Source organism: Paenibacillus motobuensis, from assembly GCF_039521865.1.
Taxonomy (GTDB): Bacteria; Bacillota; Bacilli; order Paenibacillales; family Paenibacillaceae; genus Fontibacillus; species Fontibacillus motobuensis.
The window spans coordinates 54,019-71,422 of sequence record NZ_BAAACX010000023.1; the positions used below are offsets into that span (position 1 = coordinate 54,019).

A 17,404-nucleotide genomic window follows, 5' to 3' on the forward strand; every position below is an offset into this window, starting at 1 on the left:
CCGCGATTCAGAGGTAGGTTTTCTTACGATATAGAATTTGATCAGCGTAGCTGTATGAACAAGAAGAAGTGCCTGGGAGGCTCTAACCCAGGCACTTTTCTGTAATTGATATGAGGAGCTAACGAGCCTCATGGTCTTTAAACTCCAACTACACTTCAAATAATATTCGATCATCCGCGTCCTACAATTGTTATGTATAAAGTGATTGGTTCTAATGATTAATCCTTCTAATTGAAGTATCATAGAAGCTGACTGAGAAATCTATACGGATTCTCAATAGAATAAAACCACCATTGGTCACTCTATTGAGCAAATCGTCAACAGGAGTGATGAACGGTGGAAACTTGGAAGAAAAACTTATGGGTATTATGGGTCGGTTCTTTTATTGTATCATCCAGCTTCTCCATGGTCATTCCATTCTTGCCGCTCTTCCTGATCGATCTAGGAGTTAGCAAACATATCGAGTTATGGTCGGGTGTACTGTTCAGCAGCGCGTTTCTGGCCGGGGCCATCTCATCCCCATTCTGGGGAGCCGTTGGCGACAAATACGGCCGCAAGCCGATGATTATCCGCGCCGGCTTCGTCCTGTGCGTCATCTATCTACTTACCGCTTTCGTTACGAATGAGTACCAATTGCTTGGCCTACGGATTCTGCAAGGCCTTCTATCGGGATTTATCCCCGGATCGATTGCCCTGGTAGGAACGAACACGCCTGAGAAAAAAGTCGGCTACGCCCTCTCCATGATGTCTACAGCGACCGCAACGGGCAATATTATGGGACCGATGCTCGGCGGCATTCTAGCCAAGATTTTCGATAATCGCATCGCCTTTGGTAGCGCCGGTGTCCTCTGTTTCCTCGCTACGATTCTTATCATTTTCATGGTCAAAGAAGATTCGTTCGTTCCGAGCAAAGACTCCGGATCAATTGTACATACTTTTAAGCTAGCGGCAAATAACCGTCCTCTGGTCATCATTCTAATTCTGACAATGCTCACGCAATTCTCAGTCATGACGATCGAGCCGGTACTGTCCTTATATATCGTCGATCTGGGCCATAACGCCAAGGATGCCTCACTCGTATCAGGAATCGTCTTCTCTCTGGTCGGTATTGCCAGCATTCTCTTTGCACCACGCTGGGGTAAATACGCCGACAAAGTTGGTTTTCACAAAATATTGCTGATTGGCTTATTTGCTGGTGGAATAGGTACACTTATGCAGCTTCCGTTCCATAATATCTACTGGTTCTCTTCGATTCGCTTCCTATATGGCTGCTTCTTCTGCGCTGTATTTCCCGCGCTGAACGGTTTGGTCGTCCGTACAACAAAACCGGACTTCCGCGGGCGCGCCTTCAGTCTGAATCAGACGGCTAACCAAGTGGGCGGGATGCTAGGGCCTCTTGTCGGCGGCGCAATCAGCGGCATCTGGAGCATTCATTCCGTATTCTGGATCACCGGTATCCTGCTGATCGGAACGATGGGGCTCGGCTATTGGTCACAGCGGTTCGGTAAACAAGGGCAGCCTTCATCTCCCAATTAATTGCCGACCGCAGCTCCGGTCGATTCACGAAGAACTAGCTCTGTCGACATCAATATTTTCTCGATGGCCATTTCCGGCTGCTCGATCCGTTCCATCAGCTTCTTTACCGCGCGGCGCCCGATGGCCTCTTTGGGAACATTTACAGTGGTTATCGAGACTTCGCTTCGGGCGGCATCATCAATATTGTCAAAGCCAGTTACCGAGATTTGTTCGGGAACGGATACACCAATGTCCTGTAGAATGGAGACCACTCTCAGTGCAATCGAATCATTGGCACAGACCAGTGCCGTCGGCAGAGTGTTCTCTTTCTGCTTGGTCTGCAGTATAGCAGTCAATTCATCGGCATATTCGCCTGTCTCCACCCCTTGGAGCCAGAGCATCGGATCATCCGCTTGCTGAACCTCCAGACCACTCCGTTCCAACGCGTCGCGAAAGCCTAACCAGCGGTCACGGAAGCTGCGCGAGAAGGATAGATCGCCGAGGAAGCAGAGCTTCTTATGGCCCAAACCAATCAAATGGCTGCAGAGCCTGGAGAGGCTGTCCATATTGTTGGCAAACACCGTATCAGTTGGAATCAGCGCATCTTCATGATCAACCAATACGGTAGGAATGCCGAGACGATGTACCTCCAGTAGGAGCGATGAATCAATCTGTCCCACGCCGACCATCCCGAGAATCCCTCCCGGGTTCAGAACATGAATGATATTGTCTACACGTGATTCGGATATAATGACGACCCCCAGTCCGCGACGTTCCAGTTCCACAGAGATCCCTTCCATAATTCTGCCCCAATAGAGCGACTCCCTCGTCTGAAAACGAATGTTAGGCATCAGCACGATGACAGATTGCTTACCGCTTGCCTCAGAGTAAAACTGAGAGTCTATCTGATTTTTGATATAAGCATTCTTCTGAGCAAAATAACCGAGCTGCGAAGCCGCTTCAATGACCCGGTTCTTCGTGGTCTCGTTTACCCCACCTTTGCCGGATAATGCCTTGGAGACAACAAATTTGGACACGCCCAAATGATCGGCAATCTGCTGCATCGTAATCTTCTTCAACTTTATAATACCCCCGCAATAAATAACAGTTTGTGTTCAATAGTTATAATGTAAGTTCTACCTATAAAAATTAGTATAACAAAGCTGTGTGCGGGGATAAACAGCCGTTATCACGTTTCCGGATTGAACCAAGAGGCGACCCAGTGAATTCCCCGTTTGGAGATTTGCTGCAGCAGGTTAGCTGTTTTGTCTGCAATCTGGTCTACCCCTGGAGCTTCTGCAGGTGGCATTAGCAGCTCCGACGGGGTTTTCGACACCTCTGCTCCTGGACTCGTCTGGTATCCTGGCTGGCCCGGTTGAGGAGTCACCACATAATAACCGTCAGGTACGCCAGTACCGGTATTCCCAGCATAGCCCCCATTCCCGTTATTAGCGCTTCCGTTCACCCATACGGGTTGAGCTCCCGTCCTACTATAATAAAAGCCGTTCTGCCAAAATCCATTGGATGGAGCGTTAGTCTCGGCATATTGCGGATTATAAGTGCTCGATAAACCTCCATCACCCATTTGCATTCCCAGAGTTACCCCAGCTGCAAGTAGTATTAGATAGAACACAGCTCTCCTCATTTTTTTGGCCATTTCGACTAACGCTCCTTCCCGGACTCGATATGTCATTATTTTGATAGAATGAACTTACTTGTTGACGCGAAGTTTATTTTTTAATATCAGTATTGCTCTTATTCGCATTTTTATTGCCACTCGCTACAGTCTTATCAGTGCTCTTCCCAGCCTTAGCCAACGTACCTGCCTTCTCTGTATCCTGACTCTCCCAATAGATATCTGCGATAATCCCAGCCAGTACCTTGACGGTGTTATTAAGCTCTTCCTCGGAATTATCGATGCCGCCGATCTCGATTAATATATTGTTGGGTGACAAGGACTGGTTATATTCCCCGTTGCCCTGAGCCGAGGTCTTGCCCCATATTCCGCGCGATATACCTGGGTAGGTCTTCTCCATCCGATCATGGATTGAGCTGGCGAATTCCTCGTTCTGGCGCCAATTGTCGTTGGAATGACCGATGATGAAATAGACCTGCGCATAGTTCACCCCGTCAATCGTTGCCGTCGTCTTATCATGACGCTTCGAGTCGCGATGGATATCGAAGTAGTACTGCAGCTTGCCGTTCTCCGCCATGGCCTGTTTAACCGTCTCTCTTGAATATTTATATGAATAATTGTAGTTGTAATTACTCACTGTGGCTTGGTAGTTAACAAAAGAATGCAGCGCAGCTACGCCTTTCTTCTCCAGCGCACTGGCCAGCATCTTGCCGACAAGCCCAACGTTCTTATCCTTATCTGAAGAACTCGGATTGTCCACACTTGAACCCAGCAGCGGATTATATGATTCCTGAGGGTGAGAATGATAGATCATCACGATGTTCTTATTGCCCGGTTTGATAGGCGGTTCATTATCCTTGGGGTCCTGACCCCCAGACTTATCTGGCGGCAGCCCGCTGTCTCCCCCCTGCTGCGGATCTGGTGCAGGCTGATCCCCATGTCCGTTCCCTTCCCCATGATCCGGCGCACTGCCATCGGCACCTGAACCGGGTCTATAATCCTCCGGGGCAGAGGCAGTATTATTGCCTGAGCCACTGCGTAGCAGTATCGGGTTGTCTGCTCCGAGTCCGGGTACTTCCCGGGCGATCAGACTCTTCGGGTCAGCCGGATTAACATCGGTCAATAATTGAAATACGAAATTCGTCATTTTCTTACCGTCAAATACGAGCGACTGCTTCTCACTCACCGAATGCGGCAGCTCCATGCCAACCATATCAATAAAAAAACGGCTCGACAGCGAAGCAGCAAGGCCCTTCATCGAAGATACCGGTGAAGTGTTCAAGCTCTTCTCGGCGATCCCCAGGGTGCCCAATAATACAAAAAATACGGCAGCCATCACCGACATTAACAAGAAGGTTCGTCCCATCGCCAGCATATGCATCATGCTTCGTTTTATTTTGCCAACATTCCACGCTCTAAATTTCATGCTTCCTCCGTCCTCCCTAGCCAGTTGTTCTATCAGAATCATTCCTTGTACTCCAAATCTATGAATCTATTCGAATGAATAGAACCTAGAATTCTAATAACAAAGAAGTAGTCCGCTAGATTCGTTGAACTGCGGGCTTAGGAGAAGGAAGGCCCAATACTCCGAAGGGAATGCACCTCTTCGGAATATTGGACCCTGTTGGCGTGAAGCTATTTGCAAATATATATGGCTTTTCACCGCTAGTGCGTATAACTTGCAACATTGTCAGGCGTTACAGCCTCATGTAAAGACAGGTTAAGTCCGCTTGCGATCACATTGGCAATGTCTTCAATGAATTCATCGATTTCCTTGGGCGTAACGATCAGATCATGCCCTAACGGTTCGAGCACCTCTTTGACAAGTCCTAGACGCTCACCTTCACTCAGGTCATGGAGCAGACCCATAATTTGCTTCGTCTCCGCCCCCTGACCATCACTGCTCTCATCATTGAAATGTGTCTTCATCAGATCAAACACACTGTTCACGATCGTAGAAGCGTAACATACGGTTGGAACTCCGATGGCTATGCAAGGGATGCCGAGAATTTCTTTGGTTAACCCTCGGCGTTTGTTGCCAATACCAGAGCCTGGGTGTATCCCAATATCCGCGATCTGAATCGTCGTATTCACTCTTTCCAGCGAACGCGAGGCCAGCGCGTCAATAGCAATGATCAGATCCGGCTTCGTCCGGTCTACGATCCCCTGTACCACCTCGCTTGACTCAATACCAGTAATTCCAAGTACGCCAGGGGCAATGGCGCTAACCTCTCTGTAGCCGGGAGCAACCTGATCCCGAGCCAGCTCAAAGAAATGACGGGTAACGAGCACATTCTCCACAACAAGCGGTCCAAGCGCATCCGGCGTCACATTCCAGTTGCCAAGTCCTACGATCAGCACTTTCGCCCCTGTATTGATGCCTATTTTATTAAGAAATGCATTAAACTCCTGCGCAAAAGCTGCCGACACTTTCTCCTGCAAATCGGTATCCTGACTCCGTAGGCCCGGCACCTCTAAAGTAATATAATGACCCATCATCCGGCCAAGCTGACGTGAAGCGTTCTCGTCAGTAACATCCAGCCGGGTAATCTTGATCCCATCATGCTCATCCACCTGCTCCTGTACGCCGGGCAGCGGGCCTCCATGCAACGTCTCGGCCATTTCCTTGGATTCAACCGCTAAATCTGTTCTTACTGCATAATCACGCAAATCCAGATTCATCTGATTCAGACCTCCTTTTCCTCTCTTGCCTATACCTGTTATTGTGCAGGAAAGGAAATCCGATTATGCAAGCAAAGTTCATTAAGTTCACTTTTGTTCATTCACTTTTGATGAATTCATTGCAATTTGACGGGGCGCGTGATAAAATATTTTAAGTTGTGAATCATCTGGCTTGATATATGCTTTACAGGAGGTGAATGCAATGCCAAACATTAAATCCGCAATCAAACGTGTTAAAACTAACGACAAACGTCGCCAACTTAACGCTTCGCAAAAATCTGCACTGCGTACTGTAGTAAAATCTGCCGACACTGCGTTGGCTAACAATGATGTGGAAGTAGCGAAAGCCGCTTTCGCCGCTGCTACTCAGAAATTGGACAAAGCCGTTACTAAAGGTCTGATCCATAAGAATGCAGCAGCTCGCAAGAAATCCCGCTTGGCTAAAAAATTGAACGCCCTTACGACTCAAGCGTAATTGGCGACGTTTTTATAAACTGAAGCCTGAAGAGACCTGAACGAATTCGTTCAGGTCTTTTTGGATGCATTTATATGATGAGAAAAAAAGAGGATCGCCACTCCTCTATGCCCCGAGCTTCAGCAGGAATATTTCCAGTCCAAGCACTTTATCAACACGCCCGCTCTTCATGCGGTAATCCAGCTCAGCCAGTTCTGACAATATGCCCCGCAATGCCGTAGCTTCGAATTTACGCGCCTGTTCACCAGCAATCTTCACCGCATACGGATGCAGACTGAGCTGAGAAGCGATCTGCTGCTGGGAATAACTCTGCCTAGCTAAATCCTTAACCTGCAGCATAATGCGAAACTGACGGGCGATTAGGGCAGCGATTTTAATAGGCTCTTCACGCTGCTTAAGAAGCTCATAGAAAATATCGAGCGCCTTATCCAATTTCAAATTAGCGATATTCTCTACCATAACAAATACATTCTGCTCTGTGCTCCTCGCCACCAGTTGCTCCACTGTGGACGGCTCAATTTTGCCTCCCGGCCCAGTATATAGACATAGCTTGTCTACCTCGACCGACAGGGCCGACAACTGTACCCCTGCTGAAGCGATAAGCGCCTCCGCCGCATCCGTTCCGATCCGGCAGCCTCGGCCCTCCACCTCACGAACCACCCACTGCACAAGCTCGGCTCCACTAAGCGGCAGGAAGGACAGAACGATTCCCTCGCTTTTCATCGTCTTAACGATCTTCTTCCTCTCATCCAGCTTCTCGCTGTTAGCCATAAAGACAATGACACTATATTCAGCAGGATTGGCACAATAGGTCAACAACGTCTCCAGCTTATGCTCAATTTTGCTATTGTCCCTGCCAGTTGTAAATACGGCCGAATCTTTGGCAATGATCAACTTGCGCTCAGCCAGGAATGGCGGCGTCTCTGCTTCCTCAATGACTACCTCCACAGGGGTCTCCGCCAGATCAAAATGAGCAAGCGCAAAGTCTCGTTGTTCCGGATTCACAATTTGCTCCTGCAATAAGGTGATGAATTGCTTCATCTGATATTTCTCTGTACCGTAACACAAATATAAAGGGGAGACCTTCCCCTGTTTGATCTCTTTGATTGCTGCTTTCACATCCACCATTTTTCCCTCCTTGTCTATTTAAGAGGTATTTGAAAAGTCTGTCTTTTAAACACTCATTGTATTATCATATCTCGAAAACCGCTGTTCGTCCAAACCACATTTTCTAGATGGAGCGGATGGGAGATTCCCATTAGATGCAACAAAGGGACCCCGCTATATTAGCATAAGGTCCCTTTGTCCCAGAACATCTATATAAACGCGGGCTGAAAAGCTCTAGAAACTTTTCCGCCGGCGGTCATACGACGATCAGGGGTCCGTCTTCTCTCTCTAATCTATATAACCTATTCCATATCTCATAAAAAGGTGACTTATTTATTTGTATTTTTTTGAGATTGGTCATTATTCCCGGTTGAGCCCGCTGCATCGCTTCCAGCATCCGCCTGCAACGTATAAGTCGAAGTCACGCCATCTTTCTCGATCTCATACTGATACGATTTGCTGTCCTCGGACCAGGAGCCTCGCACCCATACACCATCAATGGGCTTATCTGTAATCAAAGTGCGGCCGTTCATACTGTCTAAATTGTTCTGATACAAATAGAGATGGCCATCATTAACCTCGACCTTAAAGCCTCCGTCCGGCGAAGTCCATAGATCCGCAGCTACTATACCCATGATGTTCTGACCAATTGTAAATTGATTGCTCTCAATAGAACCCCCGGCATCCTCTGTTCCATCCGTAGTTCGGTCATGATTGTCGATACTGCGGTTGTCCTTAGCAACTTTATCGCTTGCAGTTCCCGAGTCTGTTGTATTTCCCGAAGCGGTTGATTTAGGCGTAGCTTTCTCCTGCTCGTTGCTCTGTCCACTCGAAGCCTTATCACTGGCAGGCACATCCACCTTATTAGGGGCCTTTGGATCCGCTGAACCCTGCTTGCTTACGGAATCCCGACTATCGTTACTGTCCCCGACAGGAGAATCCCCCATCCGCGCAGCATTAGGATTCTCATCTCCTGCATGACCACCTTGCTGCTCTGTCGATCTCAAGACGCTGTCGCCAGCATTCCCGGCCGGGTCACTGTCCTCTGGTGATAAATAGCTCTTTACACCACCGTCATCAGCAGCAGGGCTATCTGCACGATCTGATTGGGCAGCATGATCAGCCTTATCACTACTGGACATTGATTGTACTGACATTTCAGCATCTGACACCGTATGCGGCTGGTAATTGTATATGAATATGCCAAGGACTATCGCGGCAGTTACACCAAGTGTCCCTGCGCGAAAAGCCCGACTCCGCCATGGACTCTGCCTGCGACTGCGGCTTGTCGCCGCTTCTGCAGACTTGGCAACCAGCGGCTCCATCCCGGGTAACACCTCTGAAGCACTGCCTCCCTCCCGGCGTGCCCTGTCGATCTCATCAAGCTGAGGAAGAATCGAATCAACCAGACTAATCTTCGGCATTACCTTTGGAAGCTGTTCTAACTTGGAATTCAGTCTTTTTAATATATCAAATTCTTCGGCACAATCTCGGCAATTGCCAATATGCTCGAATAATTGGGCGCTTTCTTCATCGTTCAAATCATGGTCTAAATAACGATGCATCCATTCCACCGCCTCCGAACATTTCATCCTGACACACCACCTTTCTGATAATCTTGGAGTAAATGCTGAAGCTGTTGTCTCGCCCTAAATAAATAGGATTTCACAGTATTCAGTGGTAAATTCAAACAGTCAGCAATTTCATTGTACGAGAAGTCCTGCAAATATCTCAGAACAACAACAGAACGGTGATGTTCCGGAAGCTGATCGATTGCTTCGCGAATGTCCTCTGCTATGTAGCCGGACATCACTTCCCTCTCGACACTCTCTTTCCCTTGAAAAACAAGCTCATGCTCTTCAATAGAAACCGTAGGTTTGTTCCTTCGGAACTTATCAATACATATATTGGTTACTATGCGCTGAACCCATGTCTTGAATTGCGCCTTCTCCTCATAGGACTCTATCTTCGTATAGATCCTGATTAGCGCCTCCTGGGCTGCATCCAGCGCGTCCTGTTCGTTATTCAAAATATAATAGGCCGTCCGGTACACATGTGTTTCTATCTCACGCAATAGGGTGATTAGAGCGTCGCGATCGCCCTGCTGAGCGGCTCTGATGAGTCCCTGCTCTACCACTAAGGCTCCCCCTTCCTTGCAACATTACAGACGATATCGGCCAGCGATATGTTGCAATATTGTTATTCTATTTTTTAGACAAATAATGTTGGCTTTAAGAAGATATCTTTTTTCATATAAGTTCTCAATCTCACCTAAGAATACCAAAAAAAAGAGAACACGTCATCCAGCGGACACAGTGCGAAAATAAAAAGAAGAGGTCGCTAGTGACCTCGAGCAAAATCCAATCCTACTATGAGACGCAGGAACAGGTGAATAGTTTCTAAGGACACCGCCTATTCCGACGATTTATTTTTGTACCTTGACTGTATTAATCCTTGATGTACGGTAACCTGAACCTCCCCCTGCAAATCTGTCCGAAAAATCATGCTGCCGGACTGAGCCAGCCGCTCCACTACGCCGGCATTTGGATGCCCATAAGTATTGCCCACCCCCGCCGAAATCACCGATGCGGTTGGCCGATAACGCCTGATCCATAAGGCGGAGGTTGATGTCTTGCTACCGTGATGCGCTACCTTCAACATGTCTACCGGACGCAGATTATTGACTTCTCCTTCTGTAGATTCTTGATGCTCCAGGGCCATCATCTTGCGCTCCGTCCCTTCATCCGTATCCCCTGTGAACAGGAAGCTTGCTCCGTCCATTTCCAGTCGAAATACGACTGACTCGGCATTTTGTTCTTTAATATACGGTATGGCTGAATCCGGTTGATCCCCTTCATATCCATGCAGGAGTGGGGCCATAAATTCAAGTCTCGTTGCGGAGTCCGGACTGAGGGTCATGCCTCGAGAGACCGCATAAATAGAGATTCTCTTATCCACTGCTGTCTGCATTAGCTTAGCCAAAGTCGCCGATTCGGAGAAACTGCCGTTGAACAACAGAGCGCCGATCGGGAATTGCTCAACGACTGCTTGCAGGCCCCCGATATGATCCTGATCGCCATGCGTGGCAATGACGATGTCCAGGCGATGGATTCCTCGCTTCTTAAGCAATGGAACAACTGTCTTCGCTCCAACTTCGAACGGTTCCCGCCGATCGCGCCACCTCTCCCCCGGCTTGCGAAAAGACACGGTGCCGCCCCCATCCACCAGTATATTAATCCCTGATGGCGTCGTGATCAGTGTACAGTCGCCTTGTCCAACATCAATGAATTGAACATGACCCATGCCATGGGAGTTGAGCGGGCGGTAACCGTAGATCAGCATAGCAATAAGACTGATCGCCAGCGAGAGCATCGTCGCGTAACGCTTGAAGCTGACTCCCGCAAAGCTGTAGTAGCTCTTGGCTGTAGGGCGGACCGGACGATCCGGCAACGGAACAGTATCATCCGTGACAGACTGAACGGAGCGCTGAGTCGCCACCCTCTTGCTCAGCAGCAGCAAACCGTAAATGACCAAGTAGTAGCTGGCGATCCATAGGAGGCTCGGCGATTTCCAATAAGTCATGAAGCCGCTATGACTAGTAAGCCATTCCGTAGCCTTAAAAGTAACTTTGTTCACGAGAATGACCGGATAGGCGATCCAAGTACCTAGCCTGAGCCAAATCCAGCTGGACAGCAATGCCGCCGTGCCAAGAGGCAAAGCGACAAGCCCGATAACCGGGACGATTAGTAGATTCGCTGCCAGAGAGAGTAGTGAGAGTTGATTGAAATAATAGATCGTCAAGGGAAAAGAGACGATCTCCGCAGCCACCGTAATCGCCACGGTGCTACGAATTTTGGGCGGCAGCCAGCCCAGCAGCGGAAGTATCTGCGGCACGAAAATAATCAACCCGGCTGTAACGGCAAACGACAGCTGAAAGCTGACATTTAGCAAATAGTTCGGCTCCCATAACAGCATGAGCAGCGCTGCTGCTGACAGTACATTCAGCCCATCCTTCAGCCTACGCTGCCGCAGCAAATATAATCCGAGTATCGTCATGATACCGGAACGGATGACTGAAGGAGAAAAGCCTGTCAGCAGTACATAAATCGGCACGAAGCAGAGCACGATCAAGATCGAGGTCTCGCGGGTGACTCTGCAGAGACGAAGCAAGCCAAAGAGCAAACCGACGTTAATCGCTACGTGACTGCCTGAGATCGCCAGAATATGCGTCAGACCAAGCTGGGTGAACTGAGTATATTTATCCGGTTCCAGCTCGTCGGCGAGCCCAATTAGAAGTCCTTTCATATATCCCGCCTGCCACTCCGGGAATAATTGCTCAACCCGGCTTCCAATACGCTGTCTCAACTTATCTACCTCGCCCAGTAGAGCCGCCCTACTGAAACCGCTGGATGTTGCCTCCACCGCGGAGGCGCCTGCGGCTTTGAAAATCCAATGGATACGCTGTGTCCGTAAATACTTACCGTAGTCGAATCCACCGAAGTTGCGCGCTGCGCTTGGCTGCTCCAAACTGCCCTGCAGCGTGATCTCCTGCCCACGGGTCCAAGCTGCCGCAACAGCCTGCTCTTCCTGCTTAGACAGCTTGATCTGTACGGCAACCCGCTCACCAGCGGTGTCGATCCCATGTATACCCGGAGCTGTGCTTTCACCTGGAGCTTGCGAAGGCTCTACACGCTGCAGAGCTGCTGTAAATGCGGCCCGATCACCATCGACTTCCACCGCGGAGACGATCATTCCAATTGCTCTAACCATAACGGTATCCGAAGTTATATCTTCTGCAGCAAGGCCGGTGCTAATCTTGCTTACATTTCTCCCATCGTTGATTTGCCAATATATAGCCCCAAGCGAAAAAGCAAGCCATAACAAAACCATCTGTCTTGGCCGATATCTTAGTACGATCCCTAGTAGGGGGATTAGCAGGGTCAGCCCGCCCCAAGTAAGCCATAATGAGGTTCCATGCCATAGGACAGCACTCCCGCTCCCGGCAATCCAGCAGCAGACGACCATTGCCAATGGTCTGCTTTTCACAATTTTTACCCTCCCAATTTCTAATTGTCATTAGAAGCCAACCACCATTACTTCTGTATACGACAAAGAACCCCACCTGCCTAAGCAGATGAGGTTCTTCCTTCATCTTGTTATATATTGATCTTTGATGCCGATCTATTAGTTCTCTACTGCAGATATCGTCTCTTGCGGCGGCTGGTAAGTGTCCAGTCTACGGAACCGGATGCCTACCTGCTCCAGCATTGCCCTGACTTTGTCGGTATCCTTCGGATACGGGCGGTGAAAGACGATCTCTGTAATCCCGCTGTTCGCGAGCATGTTCGCACAGGTCCAGCACGGTTCATCTGTTACGTATACGCTCGAGCCTTCACGATCAATTCGGTCGGTGAACAACAGCAGATTCTGCTCCGCATGGATCGTGCGGATACAACGCTGTTTTTTGACCATAGTCTCTTTGCCGTCCTGAATGACCAATTCGTATTCCTCGGAGATCATGCAGCCTGCTTCCGAACAATCCGGAACACCGGATGGCGCTCCGTTATATGCTGTTCCGAGCAGCTTCTTGCCTTGCACGAGCACAGCCCCAACATGGCGACGATCGCAGCGGGAACGCGTCGATACCATATAGGCGATATCCATGAAATACGTATCCCAATCTTTACGCTGATCATGATTCATTGTTCGCTAATCTCCTATCTCAGCCCTACAAAGGGCCTCATTTTTTCAAGCATTTTTGCGCCGATTCCTTTGACCTTCGTCAAATCATCTACCGATTGGAAGGGGCCATTCTCATTGCGAAAATGAATGATCGCCTGCGCCTTCTTCTCACCGATTCCAGGAATCTCCTGAAGCTCTGTCACTCCGGCCGTATTGATATTAATCAAGCCACTCTGGCCTTGGGCTTCTGCGGGTAGTGTACCTTCGCTCTTAGCCTCTGCATCCGATGTACCCGTGCCCATAGCATTTGGTTCAGCGTTTCCCCCGTTATTGTTCTGCGCTGCCGTATCCGCATCAAGCAAAACCTGCTCTACCTGTCCTTGAGCCTGTGTCTCTGTGGTTAGTGGCGCCGTTGCAGTCAGAGCCGACCTATCTGAGGAGGCATCATTCATAAGAGCCGCCTGATCCTGCAGAGTTAGCGCCACCTCACGGTTCACGGGGGTCCACCCTTCGATCCCTGAGGCATGGCTGCCTCCTAGCACAAGAAGCATTAATACAGCCCCCGCAAGCGCGGAGCAAATCGAGGTAATGACATACCCTTTATTCATCATATAACACTCCAATCTCAAAAGAATCTGTGCCGTTTAGGTCATGAAGATCCAATCAAGATGCATACATATATAAAAACACTGCATATTTGCACGAAAGGAGGAAACGGGATGAAAGTGGCTTTCATCGGAACAGGGTCTATGGGCAGCCTGCTGATCGACGCATTTCTACGCTCCGGTGCACTACATCAAAGCTTCATCTGCATCAGCAATCGTTCCCCGCATAAGGCGGAGCGGATTGCAGGACGCCATCCCGGAATACGCATCGTAGACAGCAATGTCGAAGCCGCGCGTGAGAGCCAGATTATATTCCTATGTGTGAAGCCGCTGGATTTCCCGGGCGTCCTATCGGAGATTAAGGATGTGCTGACGGATAGACAAATTATCGTATCCATTACGAGCCCTGTTCAAATTGAAATGCTGGAGCAGGCCGTTCCATCGCGTATAGCAAAAATCATTCCCAGCATTACACATTCGGTGCAAAGCGGTGCCTCGCTCTGCATATATGGTTCGCGCATCCAGCCGGAGGACCGTCTCTTGCTGGAGCAACTCATGTCATCGATCAGCACGCCATTAATCATTAAGGAGGAACAAACCCGGATCGCCTCTGATATCTCAAGCTGCGGCCCAGCCTTTATCGCGTTCATCCTGCAGCGTTGGGCCGAGACTGCGACCGAGATGACGGGAATCGACAGAGCCGATGCCTTGTATCTGGGGTCGCAAATGCTGCTCGGTACCGGTAAGTTGCTTACGGAAGGCGGACTGTCCCCGGAAGAGCTCCAGCGGCGCGTCTCCGTGCCGGGCGGAATCACCGCCAAAGGCATTGATATTCTAGATTTAGGGCTACAGGACGTGTTCTCCAGACTTATCGACGCTACGCATCAGAAATATAATGAAGATCTCGATAAATTAGACAAATTGTTCAGTGAAATCCAAAACGAACGGTGACTCTAATATTTACTACATACTACCTCTAAACGTGTAAAAAAAGAGGGAAGACCGCCGGGTTCGGCCGGCCTTCCCAGTCCTTGTCTGTCTGCAATATTAAATTAACCAACTACGATATTGACAAGCTTGCCCGGAACCGCAATGACTTTACGGACTGTCTTGCCTTCAATAGCCTGCTTCACGTTAGGCAGGTTCATGCTGTGTTCTTGCATAGCTGCTTGGTCAAGATCCTTGGAGATCTTCGTACGTTCCACGATCTTCCCGTTCACCTGTACAACAATCTCTACTTCAGCATCCACAGTCCAAGCTTCATCATAAGTTGGCCATGATACATAGCTGATGCCTCCAGTATTTCCAAGACGCTCCCACAATTCTTCTGCGATATGCGGTGCGAGCGGAGACAGCATTTGTACAAAGTTCTCAGCTGCTTCTTTCGGTACACTGTCCACTTTATAAGCTTCGTTGACGAAGATCATCAACTGGCTGATCGCTGTATTGAAGCGCAGAGCCTCAAGATCTTCCGTTACCTTCTTCACTGTCTTATGCCATGTACGTTTGAATTCGTCGCTGCCTTCGCCGCCGATCTTTGCGTTCAGGCTTCCATCCTCAGTAACGAACAGACGCCAAATCCGGGACAAGAATCGGTGAGCTCCTTCAACCCCGTTCTCGCTCCATGGCTTGGTCGCTTCAAGCGGCCCCATGAACATTTCATACATACGGAGCGTATCGGCACCATAATTGTTCACGATATCGTCCGGGTTAATAACATTGCCGCGGGATTTACTCATTTTCTCATTATTTGTGCCCAGAATCATTCCTTGGTTAACGAGCTTGTGGAACGGCTCCTTCGTGGATACCACGCCAAGATCATACAGCACTTTATGCCAGAAACGTGCATAGAGCAGATGCAATACCGCATGCTCCGCGCCACCGATATACAGGTCGACTGGAAGCCATTCCTGTTGCTTCTCTGGGGAGCACAGTTCCTTATCATTATGCGGATCGATATAGCGCAGGTAGTACCAGCAGCTTCCCGCCCATTGCGGCATCGTGTTTGTCTCGCGGCGAGCTTGAAGTCCTGTCTCAGGATCTACCGTATTCACCCATTCTGTAACGTTCGCCAGCGGGGATTCCCCTGTACCGGACGGCTTGATATGCTCAACTTCCGGAAGGACAAGCGGCAGCTGATCCTCAGGAACCGGCTTCATCGTTCCGTCTTCAAGATGAAGGATCGGAATCGGCTCGCCCCAATAACGCTGACGGCTGAACAACCAGTCGCGTAGACGGTAAGTGATTTTCCTTTGGCCTTTGCCATTTTCTTCAAGCCAGGAAATCATCTTCTTAATTCCTGCTTCTTTATCCATACCATCCAGGAACTCGGAATTGACATGCGGGCCGTCTCCAGTATAGGCTTCCTTGGACAGGTCGCCACCGGACAGCACTTCGATGATAGGAAGATCGAATTGCTTCGCAAATTCATAGTCGCGTTCGTCATGTCCTGGAACAGCCATGATCGCCCCGGTACCATAACCGGCAAGTACATAATCGGCAATCCAGATCGGCAGCTTCGCACCGTTAACTGGATTGATCGCATACGCGCCTGTAAACACGCCTGTCTTCTCTTTAGCCAAGTCTGTACGCTCCAGATCACTCTTATGAGCAGCTTGTTCCTGATAACTCTCTACGGCTTCACGTTGTGCGTCAGTCGTGATCTTGGCCACCAGTTCATGTTCAGGAGCAAGCACGGCGTAGGTAGAACCGAACAATGTATCCGGACGAGTCGTAAATACGACCAGCTTATCCTTGTGTCCATCGATATCAAACACGACTTCCGCACCTTCAGATTTGCCGATCCAATTGCGCTGCATATCCTTAATACTCTCGGACCAGTCAAGCTCCTCGAGATCTTCCAATAATCGCTCCGCGTACTCGGTAATCTTCAGTACCCATTGGCGCATCGGCTTACGGATTACCGGATGGCCGCCTCGCTCACTCTTGCCGTCGATAACTTCTTCATTGGCAAGTACAGTACCGAGTGCCGGACACCAGTTCACTGGAATTTCCGCCACATAAGCGAGTCCTTTCTTGTAGAGCTGGATGAAAATCCATTGTGTCCATTTATAGTAGTCCGGATCCGTTGTGCTAATCTCACGGTCCCAATCATAGGAGAAACCGAGCGATTTGATCTGGCGCCGGAAGTTGTCCACATTCTTGATCGTAATGTCGCGAGGATGCTCACCTGTGTCCAGCGCATGCTGCTCTGCTGGCAGTCCGAAAGCGTCCCAGCCCATTGGATGAAGCACATTATAGCCGCGCATCCGCTTGTAGCGAGATACGATATCCGTCGCCGTGTAGCCTTCAGGATGGCCTACATGAAGCCCCGCGCCCGAAGGATAGGGGAACATATCCAATGCATAAAATTTTGGTTTTCCCGCGTCTTCGCGAGTCTTGAAAGTATGATTCTCTTCCCAGAATGCTTGCCATTTCGGCTCAATGGTCTGGGCTTGATACACGTCATGAGGTACGTTCTTGTCCGCCATGATTCTCGAATCCTCCTCTAAAACATCTCCTGAAATGTAAAAAAACCTCTCCATCCATAGCGTTATCGCTAGGGACGAGAGGAAATTTCCCGTGGTACCACCCTAGTTAGCGTTGGACATGCTTTGTCCTTCACTCCCTTATGTACCCAATAACGCGGGTAAGACGATGATGTTACAGGGGATATGCCCTTTTGCATCATGACTCCGAGGC

14 protein-coding genes and 1 other annotated feature (1 of these 15 cut by a window edge) are annotated in these 17,404 nt (G+C 49.3%); of the genes, 3 read left to right on the top strand and 11 right to left on the bottom strand.

What is annotated here, in order from left to right; all coding sequences use genetic code 11:
- The first annotated feature begins 336 nt into the window (after window positions 1–336).
- Window positions 337–1,536, top strand: coding sequence for an MFS transporter (locus ABD014_RS21935; protein ID WP_343864892.1), 1,200 nt, complete (start codon window positions 337–339; stop codon window positions 1,534–1,536).
- On the opposite strand, the gene ABD014_RS21940 is transcribed toward ABD014_RS21935, so the two are convergent.
- The 4 genes from ABD014_RS21940 to gpr all read right to left on the bottom strand — a co-directional run bounded on the left by ABD014_RS21940 (window position 1,533) and on the right by gpr (window position 5,833).
- Window positions 1,533–2,594 (bottom strand): LacI family DNA-binding transcriptional regulator, encoded by a 1,062-nt coding sequence (locus ABD014_RS21940; protein WP_343864894.1) that lies wholly within the window; start codon window positions 2,592–2,594, stop codon window positions 1,533–1,535. The genes ABD014_RS21935 and ABD014_RS21940 overlap by 4 nt on opposite strands.
- A 110-nt stretch (window positions 2,595–2,704) precedes the next feature.
- Window positions 2,705–3,172, bottom strand: a complete 468-nt coding sequence (locus ABD014_RS21945) for a hypothetical protein (protein WP_343864896.1) — start codon at window positions 3,170–3,172, stop codon at window positions 2,705–2,707.
- A gap of 73 nt (window positions 3,173–3,245) precedes the next feature.
- Window positions 3,246–4,577 (bottom strand): stage II sporulation protein P, encoded by a 1,332-nt coding sequence (locus tag ABD014_RS21950; protein WP_343864898.1) that lies wholly within the window; start codon window positions 4,575–4,577, stop codon window positions 3,246–3,248.
- 239 nt (window positions 4,578–4,816) lie between these two features.
- Window positions 4,817–5,833, bottom strand: a complete 1,017-nt coding sequence (gene gpr / locus ABD014_RS21955; RefSeq protein WP_343864900.1) for a GPR endopeptidase — start codon at window positions 5,831–5,833, stop codon at window positions 4,817–4,819.
- A 202-nt stretch (window positions 5,834–6,035) separates the two neighbouring features.
- Between gpr and rpsT the strand changes: the two genes are divergently transcribed.
- Entirely contained in the window at window positions 6,036–6,308 is a 273-nt protein-coding gene (gene rpsT, locus ABD014_RS21960) for a 30S ribosomal protein S20 (RefSeq protein WP_343864902.1), read from the top strand.
- Between the two features lie 105 nt (window positions 6,309–6,413).
- Here rpsT and holA read toward each other — a convergent pair whose 3' ends face one another.
- The 6 genes from holA to ABD014_RS21990 form a co-directional block, all read right to left on the bottom strand.
- The gene (holA, locus tag ABD014_RS21965) at window positions 6,414–7,433 is read right to left on the bottom strand and encodes a DNA polymerase III subunit delta (RefSeq protein WP_343864962.1); all 1,020 of its coding nucleotides are present in this window, start codon (window positions 7,431–7,433) and stop codon (window positions 6,414–6,416) included.
- 311 nt (window positions 7,434–7,744) lie between these two features.
- Window positions 7,745–9,007: a zf-HC2 domain-containing protein gene (locus ABD014_RS21970; protein WP_343864904.1), complete on the bottom strand. Its 1,263-nt coding sequence runs from the start codon at window positions 9,005–9,007 to the stop codon at window positions 7,745–7,747.
- On the bottom strand, window positions 9,004–9,552 hold the full coding sequence (locus ABD014_RS21975) for an RNA polymerase sigma factor (protein ID WP_343864906.1): 549 nt from the start codon (window positions 9,550–9,552) through the stop codon (window positions 9,004–9,006). The genes ABD014_RS21970 and ABD014_RS21975 overlap by 4 nt, the downstream gene beginning before the upstream one ends.
- Before the next feature lie 275 nt (window positions 9,553–9,827).
- The gene (locus tag ABD014_RS21980) at window positions 9,828–12,461 is read right to left on the bottom strand and encodes a ComEC/Rec2 family competence protein (RefSeq protein WP_343864908.1); all 2,634 of its coding nucleotides are present in this window, start codon (window positions 12,459–12,461) and stop codon (window positions 9,828–9,830) included.
- Between the two features lie 138 nt (window positions 12,462–12,599).
- Window positions 12,600–13,118: a deoxycytidylate deaminase gene (locus ABD014_RS21985; protein ID WP_343864910.1), complete on the bottom strand. Its 519-nt coding sequence runs from the start codon at window positions 13,116–13,118 to the stop codon at window positions 12,600–12,602.
- A gap of 14 nt (window positions 13,119–13,132) precedes the next feature.
- Complete coding sequence (locus ABD014_RS21990; protein WP_343864912.1) at window positions 13,133–13,708, bottom strand: ComEA family DNA-binding protein; 576 nt, start codon at window positions 13,706–13,708, stop codon at window positions 13,133–13,135.
- A 108-nt stretch (window positions 13,709–13,816) separates the two neighbouring features.
- Between ABD014_RS21990 and comER the strand changes: the two genes are divergently transcribed.
- Window positions 13,817–14,653, top strand: a complete 837-nt coding sequence (gene comER, locus ABD014_RS21995) for a late competence protein ComER (RefSeq protein WP_343864914.1) — start codon at window positions 13,817–13,819, stop codon at window positions 14,651–14,653.
- A 101-nt stretch (window positions 14,654–14,754) separates the two neighbouring features.
- On the opposite strand, the gene leuS is transcribed toward comER, so the two are convergent.
- Window positions 14,755–17,193, bottom strand: a complete 2,439-nt coding sequence (gene leuS / locus ABD014_RS22000; RefSeq protein ID WP_343864916.1) for a leucine--tRNA ligase — start codon at window positions 17,191–17,193, stop codon at window positions 14,755–14,757.
- A gap of 67 nt (window positions 17,194–17,260) precedes the next feature.
- Window positions 17,261–17,404 (bottom strand) — a binding site (T-box leader); it runs 92 nt beyond the window's last position.